Annotated in this window: 11 protein-coding genes and 3 pseudogenes; 7 read left to right on the plus strand and 7 right to left on the minus strand. The window is 52.7% G+C overall.

The features are described 5' to 3' along the window. Nucleotides 1-48: 48 nt before the first annotated feature. A complete protein-coding gene (locus HBN79_RS09350) occupies nucleotides 49-828 on the minus strand; it encodes an alpha/beta fold hydrolase (protein WP_169916618.1) in 780 nt (259 codons plus the stop codon). A gap of 559 nt (nucleotides 829-1,387) precedes the next feature. Between HBN79_RS09350 and HBN79_RS09355 the strand changes: the two are divergent. Both HBN79_RS09355 and HBN79_RS09360 read left to right on the plus strand, forming a co-directional pair. Beyond that, nucleotides 1,388-1,523: pseudogene (locus tag HBN79_RS09355) on the plus strand (transposase); the annotation flags it as partial. Between the two features lie 132 nt (nucleotides 1,524-1,655). After that, on the plus strand, nucleotides 1,656-2,225 hold the full coding sequence (locus HBN79_RS09360) for a MepB family protein (RefSeq protein WP_169916619.1): 570 nt from the start codon (nucleotides 1,656-1,658) through the stop codon (nucleotides 2,223-2,225). A gap of 5 nt (nucleotides 2,226-2,230) precedes the next feature. Here the strand turns inward: HBN79_RS09360 and HBN79_RS09365 are convergent. After that, nucleotides 2,231-2,893 (minus strand): annotated as a pseudogene (locus HBN79_RS09365) (IS66 family transposase); the annotation flags it as partial. A 744-nt stretch (nucleotides 2,894-3,637) separates the two neighbouring features. Between HBN79_RS09365 and HBN79_RS09370 the strand changes: the two are divergent. The 5 genes from HBN79_RS09370 to HBN79_RS09390 all read left to right on the plus strand — a co-directional run bounded on the left by HBN79_RS09370 (nucleotide 3,638) and on the right by HBN79_RS09390 (nucleotide 8,410). Further along, the gene (locus tag HBN79_RS09370) at nucleotides 3,638-4,021 is read left to right on the plus strand and encodes a DUF2946 domain-containing protein (RefSeq protein ID WP_169916640.1); all 384 of its coding nucleotides are present in this window, start codon (nucleotides 3,638-3,640) and stop codon (nucleotides 4,019-4,021) included. Nucleotides 4,022-4,253: 232 nt separating this feature from the next. After that, nucleotides 4,254-4,880, plus strand: a complete 627-nt coding sequence (locus HBN79_RS09375) for a putative natural product biosynthesis protein (protein WP_169916620.1) — start codon at nucleotides 4,254-4,256, stop codon at nucleotides 4,878-4,880. Between the two features lie 11 nt (nucleotides 4,881-4,891). Then, entirely contained in the window at nucleotides 4,892-5,305 is a 414-nt protein-coding gene (locus tag HBN79_RS09380) for a DUF2946 domain-containing protein (protein ID WP_169916621.1), read from the plus strand. Between the two features lie 44 nt (nucleotides 5,306-5,349). Further along, nucleotides 5,350-7,416 (plus strand): TonB-dependent siderophore receptor, encoded by a 2,067-nt coding sequence (locus HBN79_RS09385; RefSeq protein WP_262372323.1) that lies wholly within the window; start codon nucleotides 5,350-5,352, stop codon nucleotides 7,414-7,416. 163 nt (nucleotides 7,417-7,579) lie between these two features. Beyond that, on the plus strand, nucleotides 7,580-8,410 hold the full coding sequence (locus HBN79_RS09390; protein WP_169916622.1) for a DJ-1/PfpI family protein: 831 nt from the start codon (nucleotides 7,580-7,582) through the stop codon (nucleotides 8,408-8,410). 107 nt (nucleotides 8,411-8,517) lie between these two features. Here the strand turns inward: HBN79_RS09390 and HBN79_RS09395 are convergent, their stop codons facing one another. The 5 genes and pseudogenes from HBN79_RS09395 to HBN79_RS09415 all read right to left on the minus strand — a co-directional run. Continuing rightward, nucleotides 8,518-9,147 carry an FMN-dependent NADH-azoreductase gene (locus HBN79_RS09395; protein WP_169916623.1) on the minus strand — a complete coding sequence of 210 codons (630 nt, stop codon included), beginning with the start codon at nucleotides 9,145-9,147 and terminating at the stop codon, nucleotides 8,518-8,520. Between the two features lie 397 nt (nucleotides 9,148-9,544). After that, nucleotides 9,545-10,471: an AEC family transporter gene (locus tag HBN79_RS09400; protein WP_169916624.1), complete on the minus strand. Its 927-nt coding sequence runs from the start codon at nucleotides 10,469-10,471 to the stop codon at nucleotides 9,545-9,547. After that, nucleotides 10,468-11,634 carry a pyridoxal phosphate-dependent aminotransferase gene (locus tag HBN79_RS09405; protein WP_169916625.1) on the minus strand — a complete coding sequence of 389 codons (1,167 nt, stop codon included), beginning with the start codon at nucleotides 11,632-11,634 and terminating at the stop codon, nucleotides 10,468-10,470. Before HBN79_RS09405 ends, HBN79_RS09400 begins: the two co-directional genes overlap by 4 nt. 104 nt (nucleotides 11,635-11,738) lie before the next feature. Then, nucleotides 11,739-12,614: a LysR family transcriptional regulator gene (locus tag HBN79_RS09410; RefSeq protein WP_169916641.1), complete on the minus strand. Its 876-nt coding sequence runs from the start codon at nucleotides 12,612-12,614 to the stop codon at nucleotides 11,739-11,741. Between the two features lie 433 nt (nucleotides 12,615-13,047). Further along, nucleotides 13,048-13,175: pseudogene (locus tag HBN79_RS09415) on the minus strand (IS5/IS1182 family transposase); the annotation flags it as partial.

Raw genomic sequence — 13,175 nt, forward strand, 5'->3', positions numbered from 1 at the left:
TAAGAGCTAATATTGAGCAGTATCGCATGTAAATATCCCTAGATTAATTTATATTGAATGTGATTTTTCCGAAGTGTACAAATATCTTGAACTCCATGCGGTAATGCATGAGGCAACATAGTCAGCGTCCTTGCTATTGGTTAACAAGTGGTCGGCAGAGTCTAGTGAAATAAAACTTTTAGGATGCTTCGCGGTCTGGTAAATTTTTTGAGCTTGTTCTATTGAAACAACGGTATCTACTGGGGAGTGGAAAACTAGCAGCGCCCTACGTAGGCTTGCAATATTTTTGTCCTGTTGATGTGTCTCAATATCATCAAGGAACTGTTTTTTTATGTTGAACTCTCTACCTGCTAACATGACTTTAAATTCTCCATGATCTCTTATGTTAGCTACCTCGCTTTTGAACTGTTTTATTACATGGGACGCCTCAGCAGGAGCACCTATGGTCACAACTCCTTTTACTTCTGGGATATATTTGGCCGCTGCTATGACTGCAGCCCCTCCTAAACTATGGCCTATTAGGATAGCTGGAGCTTCATGTGTTTCTCGCAAATAGTCTGCTGCTGCTACCAAGTCAGCAACATTGGATGAGAAATTGCTGTTGGAGAAATCACCTTCACTATTGCCAAGGCCTGTAAAATCAAATCTGAGAACAGCAATATTGTTGTCAACCAGGGCTTTTGCAATTCTCGCAGCCGCTTTGATGTCTTTACCGCAAGTGAAGCAGTGGGCGAATAGAGCGTAAGCGCTAGGTGCTTCTGGCGTTTGAAGAAGGCCGGATAAGCTTACTGATTCAGAATTTTTAAATATTATCTGTTGTTTGCTCATGATTTTTCCACAGATCAGCTATTGGTTCAGCAAAAGATCGAGACTTGACCGAGAAGCATTTTTTGCCACGGCCTTTCTAAGGATGCGGTGGCCATTACGAAGCAAGACTACCATCCAGTAGGTAGGTTTGCAATGTTTGTGACCGCTTTGCGAGCGTTTTTGAGTAGAGTATGGATCGAGCGGACTGAAGGGCAGGGCGTTAGGGATGTGGAGAGGTGAAATCCCTCACATCAGCCCGTAAGGGAAATGGCATAGCATAGAGATGGTCATGGATCTAGATGCGTGCTGAATAGTGGGCAGGGTGTTGTCAGGAAAGCCTGATGTAGACTTGATGATCAATGCTTTTGATATGGCCTACAATCAAAGAGAGAAGCTTCAGAACTGCTGCTGCTTCATTTCGATCAGGGGTCGCAATACGCTAGTCGTCAGCGTCAGCGTCAGCGTCAGCGTCAGCGTCAGCGTCTGTGGCTTTACAGCACAAAGTAGAGCACGATATTTGAATAGCCCCTAGTTTCGTAGACATCTTCATACCTTAAAATTAGGCCATTCAGGAGGTGCCATGAGCAATCCACGTTATGCCGAAGAATTCAAAATCCAAGCGATCAATCAAATGATCGAAAAAAAAGCTGCCTGTCGCTTATGTGGCAGCACGTTTTGGCGTATCGACTCACAGCCTTTATGCGTGGGTAAAGCGTAAGCGGCTGGCTATCCCACCTTGCGCAATTACAAGACGTAACCGCACGCAGCCCGCTTCTGCATGTCGAAGGGCGTAGCATATGTTCTGGAATGGGTCGTATGGTCAATGAGTCGTTTAGGAGTTGTTCCCGTTGAAATTCGATTTAACTGAACTACACACAAAATATGCAGGCGCGGCAGACCCGGCCCTCGGCCATATTCCGAACGATCTGATAGCTGCTATCCAGGATGTGTACAAGCCGGCGGGAATGCAATTGACGGATCTGGCTCTACGCGAGGCTGAGAGTGTCGAGTATGGTGCCTCCCGCTTTGGCCTCGACGGACACACCATTGCCTTCCGTGTGGCTAAAACAACGCCGACGAAGATTGGACAGTTCGTCACAATATGGAAGCGCCCGACGTCAGGCAGCATCATTGCACCTCTCGATGTCGATGATGGCGTAGCCTTTGTTGTAGTGAGTGTGTTCGATGCAACTCATCGCGGACAGTTTGTTTTCGACCAGAAAATACTGGCATCAAAGGGCATCATGGCGATTAACGGTAAAGGCGGTAAGCGCGCCATCCGCGTTTATCCACCTTGGGTCAAACCAGTCGCCAAAGAGGCCGTTAGGACACAACAATGGCAACTACAATACTTCCTTCCTCTTGAACAAAGCGGAAGCGCCGATTCCGTGCAGGTGCGTCGGTTATTTGAAGTTTAAGATCCTTATCCGTCATTCTTGAGCGTTCTGGGTAAGCCCGACGTCCACCTATACGGCAGGAGCTGATCAATTTCACTCGCACGCTGCGTCGGCAGACGCGTGAGAACGTCCTTCAAATAAGCATACGGATCATGCCCGTTGAGCCGCGCAGATTGGATCAAACCCATGATCGCCGCCGCCCGTTTACCGCTGCGTAGCGACCCTGCGAAGAGCCAGTTCTTGCGTCCAAGAGCCCAAGGCCGGATCTGGTTCTCTGCCCAATTATTGTCAATGGGAACAGTTCCGTCATCGAGGTAGCGCGACAGCGCTGCCCAGCGTTTCAGACTGTAATCCAATGCTCTGCTGATAGCCGAACCTTCGGGCACGAGATCGCGCTGCGCGATCATCCAGGCATGCAGCCTATCCATCACCGGTACTGCTTTTTCTTGCCGTATTCGGCGCAGTAAATCCGGATCCAGGTCACGGACTTCACTTTCGATTTCGTACAGCAACTGGATATAGCGCAGGGCTTGCTCGGCGAGCATGCTCTTGTTGGTGGCATGCAATTCGAAGAACTTACGCCGCGCATGGGCCATGCAACCGATCTCCGTCACGCCGAGTTCGAAGCTGGCCTTGTAACCGCCAAAATCATCACAGACCAGCTTGCCCTTCCAGCCTTGCAGGAAGTTGGGGCCGCGATCAGGTGTCTTCCCAGGGTGCATTACATTTCGGTTCAGCAGGCCCAACTGGACATTAGTCAATAATTGATGCTCGGTTACAAATGTGGATGCTACCTCATCAACTCAATTGCTGGCCAACGCCCGCTTGCAGGCCGGGGAAATAATTAACGTCGTGTCCGGGACTATTTGATCACTAAAGTTTTAGGCCTTATCCGAGCAATGCCTATTGAGTATTTGTTTTGATCGGCCACAGGAAATGCGAAAAATCTGCCGATGCCAGTCGCCCGCATAAGCTGCGACACTCCGACGCAGTCATAGGCCTTGGCTCGCTATAACATGCTCGTCAAAAGACATGTGACAGTCTGTCGCATGAGGCTTCGTGGAACCCTGCTTGAAAAAGGCTTCCTGGCTCGTGCGAACAACACATAAAAGCCTTAATCTATTAGCGATTTGTGGTTTCACCGGCTGTTGAAGTAATAGGGGAGTAGGTATGCCTTTACCACACTGTTCCACCAAGTGTGAACGCCTAGCTCTCTTGGGCCATTTCTACTGGGAAGGTACCGGAAGCTATCGGGCTACCAGCGCGAAGACCTGCCTCACAGCGTAATTCTGGCAACGTCTTCGGTTAGAATTTCACTTGGGTGAACTCTCTGAAAGTCGTGTAATTGAGTTGTACCTCCATCGTCCAGTTATTTCTGGGCTGTGGGTTTGACCGACTTCTTCATGCCCTTAATTAGTAGTAATGCCGCTCACATGAAACTGTCCCTTGCAGACCGCTCACTCGTTGCCTGGATGCTGTGTTTTTGCGTCCTGCTCAACGTGTACGCCTGCGGTTTGGGGCATGGGCAGATGACCGGGTTCGAGCTTAATGGCGTCGGCGGTCAGTTCTGTTCTGCGTCGGGCAACAAGAGTCCGGTACAAAGCACGGACTACACCGACCAGTCAGTTAGCGGTTGGGTTGGAAGCTTTACCTGTCCGATCTGTTCTGCGGTGACGTTGAGCATCGCTTTCTTATTTTGTCTGACCTGGTTATTGCGGGTAGGGCAAAAGCTGCGCCCAAGCCGTGAATTGGGTTCCAGGGCGCCTCCTCGATACTCTTGGCCATCGGCTAATCCCCGCGCTCCCCCTCAAAACTGACGCTTGCATGTGACCGGTCAAACTCGGCCGTCACTGCTTTATTACGACGTTATTTTTACGCCTGATTGTCGCTGACGCGACCGCAGGTGGACGTCGTTCAATCGTCATGAGGAGGTAGTCCTATGTCTCGCGTTATTGATCATTCAGGTTGCAAGTTCAGCTTATTCGAAAGCTTAAGTTTTACATCTGCTACATCAGATAATCCGCAACGAACGATTGTGGGGTGGCTGGCATGCGCTCTGTAGTTATTCCTTCAGGGGTTTCACGGCTAGCCACTAAAACTTCGCGCCTAAGCAGTCGTGGCGATTTCCTGTTGCCGTTTCCTGATTACCCCGGCAATGCACGCTGTTTTGTTCATCTTGATACCCGGTTGTTGCCTTACTGGCACACGCTATTTGATGTGTGCCCCGGGCTACTCAAGCTTGATCCTCCAGACGGTTTGAACATCTTCCGTAGTTTCATGATCTGGGCATATCGCAATCACCCACCGCTGAATTGGACGTACTACCTGAGCGTCTGCCGCTGGTTACTCACGTCAAACTATCGATCTCAAATTACTGAGGATTACATCGACTCATTCATGGCTGCAGCGGCAGCCCGATGGGTAAACACCGACGATAGCCAAGCGCGTGGGATGGTACTCGTTTGGCAAGGCTCACCCATGAGGGTGTTTGACTGGAAAGTAGAGCCTCGCAGCGTTCCAGGTAACGATCCTGAGCATGAAGAGTTTCCTCCTGCGCCGTGGGACTTTGCTTGGTGTCCCTTGACAGGGAAGGGCGGCAGCGGATTCCGACGGTGGTTGCCTATTCCCGGATATGAAGGTCAAACACAGTTATCCAAGCCTGTGCGTGATAAGTAGAGCACCTGCTAGTGCGTAGACGTCAAATTATCGCAGCCTGGCTCAGTCTGTTCGCCATGCTGATGATCTTTGCCGGCCCGCTGATCAGTCAGGGGATCAGTCTTGCCCAAGACAAAAGCCAAGCAATGAGCATGGCTGTCATGGAGTGCCACGACATGCCTGGCATGAGCCAGATGTCTCACCATGGCTCTGTGGACAAGCACCATGATCTGATCGTGTGGGAAAAGTGCGGATATTGTTCTCTTCTGTTCCAGCACCCTGCGCTCACTGAGTCAAGCCTGCCGAGCATTCGGCGCCATGTTCCACTGTCAAAGTGTCTATCTGCCCGCTTTATCCCTCGGCAAGCTGTACCACCGGTGTTCCCTGGCGCACGAAGCCGAGCTCCGCCTACTCGACCGTTGAATGTTCTCTTCATTTTCTGCTAGGCGCACATGGCTGGATCTGCGTTGCCGGGGCCACGCACCCGCTGATGCTTATTGTTCAAGTGCGCTTTGCCAGCACCTGTCTTTCAACGGTAGATCCCATGTACTTGACCAAGAACGAGCCATTTTTTCACACTGCCCCATCGCATCTGCGCTGGCGCCGAGCCTTTTGTATGTTTCTGGGGTTGGCATTACCCGTTATTGTCCAAGCCGCGCAGCCTGAGGAGGGTGCAAAAAGCTTACAGTCCTGGACATTGGCACCTACAACCGTTTCTGGAGCAGGTCACGGCTATACTGCACCCACTTCTGAGTCAGCCACGCGCACCGATACGCCCCTGGTCGAAGTCCCGCAGTCGGTGCAAGTTGTCACCCAATCGATGCTTAAGGAACAGGGCAGTCGCTTTCTTTCCGATGCGCTGGTTAACGTTTCCGGGGTAAGAGCAACCAAGCCTCAGGAAGCGCTGTTCGCTCAACCAATCGTGCGCGGTTTTCCGGCAGAAATTTACATGAATGGGCTGCCAGCCTTCGGAGGGACTGCGGCAAGCATTGACCCGACGAGCCTGATCGGTACTGAGCGCATCGAAGTGCTTAAAGGCCCTACGTCAGCGCTGTACGGCGGCGGTATCGGCGCGCCACTGGGTGGCCTGATCAACGTGATTTCGAAGCGGCCAGAGGCCGAGCCTAGCGCGTTCCTGTCGATGCGCGCCGGTAGCTTCGGCACGGTGAATCCTTCGATGGATATCAATACACCCATTGGCGACAAGGTGGCCGCGCGGATTTCCGCCGACTACCAGGAAAACGACAGCTGGATTGATCACGTAAACGGTCATCAATGGTCGATACAGCCCAGCGTTGCGTTCCAGCTATCGCCTGAGACCGAGCTCTTGCTGCGTGGCCAGTATGAGGATCGCAGCCAGCTCGAATTTTCCGGCCTGCCCGCCGCTCAGGCATTGAGTGGGCAGATTGACCGCAACGCTTTCCCGGGTGCCAGCAGCGGGCAGCCTCACACCACCATCGAGAATCGCACGACCACTGCCGAACTCAGGCACGAGGTTAACGACGATACGAGGTTGAGCGTTTCCGCCCAGTATTACGAAGGCAAGATACGCGACAACGGCGGCTTCATATTTCCGGAGCTGCTTGGGGCGGATCCTGCAACACCCACGGTTTATCCAATATTCAAGCTTTACCTGCCAACAAGCATTCGGGAAAGCACGCTGGATACCAACTTGAGCTCCAGAATCGAATCGCTTGGCGGCAGCCACGAACTGATGGTGGGCGCGAGCTACGACCGTACCGACTTCACCTCGGGTGTCTCTAATGCCGAGTTGATTGGCGAGCTTGATCTGGCCAATCCCAGTTATGGGATTTCCTACGGAGCGACGCCGCAAACCATTGTGTCTCAGACCAACCGCTACGAAACGAAAGCTGTTTATCTTCAGGATCAGGCGACTTATGGCCGGTTCCATCTGTTGGGGTCGTTGCGGCTTACCCAGCTCAACCTCAAGCAGCAAGAGCAGGGCGTTGATACCTCTTATCATCGTGTGACACCACGACTGGGCATCACTTATGACCTGACCGAGAGTCTTGCACTGTATGCAGCGTATTCCACCGGTTTCAGGGGCGAGTTCAACTATAACGGCCAGGAAACACCCAAGCCTGAGCTTTCTCGTAACTACGAGGCGGGCGTCAAGCTGGCATACCTAGATCTCGGCCTGTCCGGCACTCTCGCGGTGTTCGAGCAGACGCGCCGCAACGTATCCACCCCAGATCCCGACCCTGCTAAAGCGATTCTGGGGTATTCAGTCCAGAGCGGTGAACAACGCGCTCGCGGAATAGAAGCAGATCTGGTCTGGGAACCAACCCCGGCTCTTTCATTGCTGGGCAACTACGCCTACACACAGGCACAAGTGACAGAAGACAATACGATTCCGATGGGTGATGTCCTAGCGCGCGTACCTCGGCATAGCGGCCGCCTCGCGGCCCGCTATCGGATACTGGATGGCGCGGTAAAGGGACTGGGATTTGGTGCCGGAATTACCGCGCTCAGCGCTCGCGAGCTGACATTGCCTAATACGGTCTCCGTGCCGGGCTACGCATTGCTCGATGCGTAGACTTCGTATGATTTCGACTGTTACACGATCTCTGTATCTGCGGTCAATCTGACAGGCCGTAAAGTCTTCGAGACCTATCAATATCTGGGGTCTCCAGTGGTATTACCCACACAACCACGCTCAGCTTACTTAACGCTGACAGCCAGCTTCTAAGGAAACCATCATGATCGATAACCAACGACGTAACTTGGTGATTGGTGCGCTCCTGGCTCCATTGGCTGCCAGTATTCACCTCAAGGCTTCGGCTGCTGACAAATCCATGCATGAGCATAAGATGCCTGACATGGGCCCCGACATGGATAAAGTGCCTTGGATGGGCGAAGAACAAATCGCAATGTTGATCTACCCAGGCATGACGGTGATGGATCTCGTCGGGCCGCACTGCATGTTTGGTTCACTCATGGGGGCCAAGATTTATATCGTCGCCAAATCGCTGGATCCAGTCACGAGCGATGCAGGGTTAACGATTGTCCCGACCGACACCTTTGATACCTGTCCTCGCGACCTGACTGTACTTTTCACCCCCGGTGGTACGGACGGCACCCTAGCAGCAGCCTCTGATGCCGATACCCTGGCCTTCATGGCTGATCGAGGGTCACGTGCCAAATACGTCACCAGTGTCTGCTCTGGCTCGCTGATACTTGGTGCTGCGGGATTGTTAAAGGGCTACAAGGCTACCTCGCACTGGGCGTGCCGGGATGCTTTGGCCGGGTTCGGTGCAATTCCGACTGAAGCTCGCGTTGTGCGCGACCGTAACCGGATCACGGGGGCGGGTGTAACAGCAGGGCTGGATTTTGGCCTAAGTATGGTCGCTGAGCTACGCGACCAGACCTATGCCGAGTGCACCCAACTGATGAGCGAATATGATCCTGAACCTCCGTTCAACGCAGGCTCCATGAAGACGGCTCCCCCATACGTGAAGAACGCAACGATCCAGATGGCTATGGACTTCACCAAACAGGCAGAAGCGCTTGCTGGCATAACGAAAAGCTAAAGCCTCCCAAGGCCTACAGCGCGTTCCATTGCTGGGGCGCGCCGTGAGCCTTCATTTACAACGAGTGTTTTGAGAGGAGACGCTAGTTGCAAGATTCAACACTAAGATCAGTCGGTGATAGATTCTGGAGGTAGCGGCTCAAATACCCGTGCCAGTAATGCAGTGGCATGCCTAATAGCTTTTTCACGGAAAATGCTGCTGACATTAATTCCCTCGGCGTGGATAAAGGTTAGGCCGTGTATGCCAAGAAACAAAAGCACCTGACGTAGATAAGGTTCTTGGTAATCCGAGCTGTCATCAGCATGAATTCCGCCTTGGACGGTTAGGATGATTGCGCGTTTACCGGTTAACAAACCTTGGGCGCGCGCGGGTGTGTATTTGAAAGCCACGCCAGCTCGGATCTCATGGTCTAAACAAGCTTTAAGAGTGCTGGGAAGAGTGAAGTTGTACATGGGTGATGCGATGAACAATACGTCAGCCTTTACTAGCTCGTTAACCAATTCGTTGGAGCGCTCCAAACAAGCCTGTTCACTTTCACTGCGCTGTCCAGCAGGCTTCATCCAACTACCTAGCAAGTTTGCATCCATGTGGGGTATGGGGTTGAGAGCCACGTCACGAATGATTATTTGATCTGTAGGATGGGCGACTCGCCACTGACTAATAAATTTCAGGGTCAGTTGGCGAGAAACTGACTCTTCTTGACGGATGCTGCTTTCGATGATGAGAACATTGGACATGATTTTTATTCACTATCGTCTTAAGTCGATAGGTCGACATTAATCGCTTTCACATCATAAAAAAGCGCAAAAATAGCTGTTACTTATCTACAAATTCGTTTTCATGCTCATAGTTGTTATCCAGTCGTTTGCCCAGGCATCAGAGCATTGGAGAGCGGGGCATTATTAGTTAGCGTCCAGTGAACCCCCCTTTGCTTTCTGGCATTCGAGAGGATGGTATCGGTCTGTGTTGAGTAGGCATTATTCCGTTCAATGTCAGGGTGCCGATGCCACTAGCGAATGGCTATATCTTCACCACGACTACTCCGATTCAAGCGTTACAAATTTACCGGATCTGTTAAATGTGTAGGTGAGTCTTCGCATCAACTCCAGCCTTCCAGGGTGAAGACCATGAATATCAGATCCAAGGAATCAAAACGACCACTGCAATGGGAAGTGCCACCGCTGCAAGCAACGTTTGACTGGCAATTATCCCTGCCATCAGTGGTGCATCCCCGCCTAGCTGTCGCGCCATGATGTAGGACGACGAAGCTGTAGGCAGTGCCTGGAAAAGCAATGCCGCGATTGCTGCTTTGCCGTCCAATCCAAACACATGACATGCGCACAGCGTGGTCAGCGGCATGATCATGAACTTGACCACCGATGAATACGCGACGGGTCGAACCCAGCTGTGCACAGAGCCCAGCTCAAGTGCTGCCCCTACACACAGTAAGCCAAGTGGTAAGGATGCTTGTCCTAAAGCCTTGATCACCGGCTCAATGCCAGCAGGCAGGCCCAATCCTAATGCCTGAAGCAATATCCCTCCGAAACAGGCGAGTACTAGAGGGTTAAGTGCCAACTGCTTGGCAACCTTGCCCAAAGACATCCTGCCACCTGTGCCATAGCGTGCGAACACCAATACGCAAAGGATGTTTACGGTCGGCACTATTGCAGCATTGGCTACGGCAGCCAGAGCGATGCCCTGAGCACCGAACAAACCGGCCACCACTGAGACGCCCACATAATTATTAAAGCGCACCCCTCCTTGGAAGACGGAAGTGAACGCCGCGTCGTTACCCTTAATGATCCGACGGGCGCCGACCATCAGCACAGCGACCATGACCGTCGAGAGTACAAGCGCCATGATCATCCCTTGGACTGGCACGTTGTCCAACTTGGCGGTTGCCAGACCATGCAAAAACAGCGCGGGCAGAAGAACGTAGTAGCCTAGGCGCTCGGCCTGTGCCCAGAAACTGTCTTCCAGAAACCGGCTGCGCTTGAGCCAGGCGCCCATCACAATCAGCACTGCTATGGGCGCAAGCGCAATCAAAAGTTCGGCGGTCACGAGTATGCCTCTAACGCACGAACCAACCGCTTGCATCCTTCAACCAGGGTAGCTTCGTCGGTGGCGAAGGAAAGGCGTAGATGTCCCGGTAGTCCAAAAGCACTTCCGGGAACCGTTGCAACGCCGACTTCGAGCAGATCTAACGCGAGAGATTGATCGTCAATGCTCGTTTTGAACTGAGGAAGCAGATAGAACGCACCCTCGGGGCATGATACCTCCAGTTTATCGCTCGCTTGGAGGACTTGAAGTGCGGCGTCTCGGCGCTGACGATAGATCGCGTTGCGCTCAGCAAGAAAACCTCGTGGCCCTTCAAGCGCAGCGACCGCAGCGAGCTGGCTCAAGGTGCTGGTCTGCGTACAGTTTTGAGATTGCACGGTAGTGATTGCCGAAATCAGCGACCTCGATCCGCAACCCCAGCCTACGCGCCAACCTGTCATGGCGTAGGCTTTGGATACGCCGTCGACGATGAGGATACGTTCTGCCAGGTCTGGCGCTACCGACGCCAATGTCAGACAAGGGCCTTGAGTGAATCGGATTTCCGCGTAAATATCGTCGGACAGCACCATCACATCCGGATACTGGCGCAGAACTTCAGCCAACGCTTGCAAATCGGTTTCTGAGTACAAAGAGCCGGAGGGATTACCTGGTGCATTGAGAATCACCCACTTGGGCGATTTTGCCAGGCGCAGACCTGCTGCCAAGTGCTCCGCTGTCAATCTGAATCCTTCCGAAGCGGTGGTCGGCAGAATGATCGGTTGGGCACCGCACATCTTAATCATGGCGGGATAGCTGGCCCAGTAAGGCGCCGGGACGATAACGTCATCACCGGGCTTAAGGGTCGCTTGGAAGGCGTTAAAGATGATCTGTTTTGCGCCACATCCAACCGCGATTTGATCATCGCCGAAATCTAATCCCCGGTCTTCCCTTACTCGCATACGGATAGCACTGCGGAGGGGCTCGATACCGTTCGATGGGGAATACGTCAGACGGCTGCCTAACGCTAGATGCGCAGCGTCGAGGACATGCTCAGGGGCATTGAAATCAGGTTCGCCGAGCGTTAAGTCAATTACATCCCGCCCCTCAGCGCGCATGGTGGCAGCAAGTTTGGCCATAAGCAGAATGGGCGATTGGAAAGCACTAGTTGGAGTTTCGTTGTTGTGCATGGTGCCCTTCAGAATGCGTTTGGATGGGCACCACGATAAGGAGTCGATACCTAAAGTAAAAACGATTTAAAATTGGTTGTTCAACAAGTTTTACTCATCGGTCGTTACGTGGGGGCGTGCTTTTTGACAGCCTCCGCCAGGGCGGTTGCTAGCCGTGCAAGTGGCCTTTCTTCTTGCTCCAGAAGCACAACACGACGCGTTCTTTGCGGTGATCCGAATGGCTGGACTTCTAGGTGCTTGAGTTGTTCAAGGTTCTGGCTGGATAGCGGAACCACTGACACCCCCAAACCGCTGGCAACCATCTGAATAATCGCATCCTGGCTGTCCAACTCCATACTGGTTTGCACATGCAGCCGCAGCCGGCGAAGCTCCCGATCTATGGTGCGCCCGGCCCAAGCCCTGCGGTCAAAGCGGATAAACGGTAGTTGTTGAAGTAGCTGTCGAAAATCTAAGCCTGCGCATGAACCGGGAGCAATGATCCAAAAGCCTTCCTCGTAGAGTGTTGTACTAACCAGACCATAAGGGTGCGGTTTCACAGGTTCTGTGGTGATTGCGACATCCAGCTCTCCAGCCTCTACGCGCGTGGCCAATTCGGCAGACATGCCCGAGGCTACGTTTATCCTTAGATGAGGGTGCTCGGCGGCCAGGCCGGCCAGGGCCAAAGGCAAGGCACTGGCCAGCGCAGTCTGGATGGCTCCAATTTTCAGTCGACCGCGCAGCTCGTTTTCACCACCAATGTCCGAAGCAATGCTGTCGTAAAGTGCAACGATCTCGCGCGCCCGCTCCACGGCCAAATGACCTGCATCTGTTAATACGGGCAATCGACGCGAGCGGTCAAACAACGAAGCGTTGAACTCCTCTTCAAGTGACTTTATGTGAAGGCTCACTGCCGATTGTGTGAGATGAACGGTGTCTGCGGCTCGCGCAAACGAACCGTGCTGAGCGATAGCGATTAAGGTACGAAGCGCGCGCAATGACATAGTGATCTCTCCTGCGTTGCATTCGGCAAGCAGGTGACTGGATTGATTGGAAAGTTGCTTTTTTAGGCAACTGGTCATGGCCTTCAACGGGGCCCTAGCAACCTTGATCAGCCATCGATGCTATTGGATTGCCAAATCACTTAGTGATGCGCGGTGATGATACACCCGCTAGCATCGTCTCAGACTATTGGTGCAGTGTCAGATAGCTATATGCAGACCGCTCCCCTGCACGTTAAGAATGCAATGATCCAAATGGCCGTGGACTTCACGAAGCAGGCAGAAGCACTTTCTGGGATGGCAAAAGGTTAGAGCCTTTATCTAAGGCACGCACCTTAGTGGGGGCGTGTCGTCCAATATCAACCAGATGGATATTGATCCAGCCTTCATTACTCTTACAGTCAGCAGCCAGTCGAAGATTTCCCCGGCAACATTGCTAGGCTCTGTACGTAAAGTATTGTCGCAAGCACCGCATAGCGCAGGCCAATGAGACCATCGCCGCAAAACTTGTTGCGAGCTTGTCGAAGCGCGTCACGATGCGACGGTTCTCCTTCAGCCAGCCAA

Origin of the sequence: Pseudomonas sp. WS 5051, from assembly GCF_012985715.1 — a bacterium.
Lineage (GTDB): Bacteria > Pseudomonadota > Gammaproteobacteria > Pseudomonadales > Pseudomonadaceae > Aquipseudomonas > Aquipseudomonas bubulae.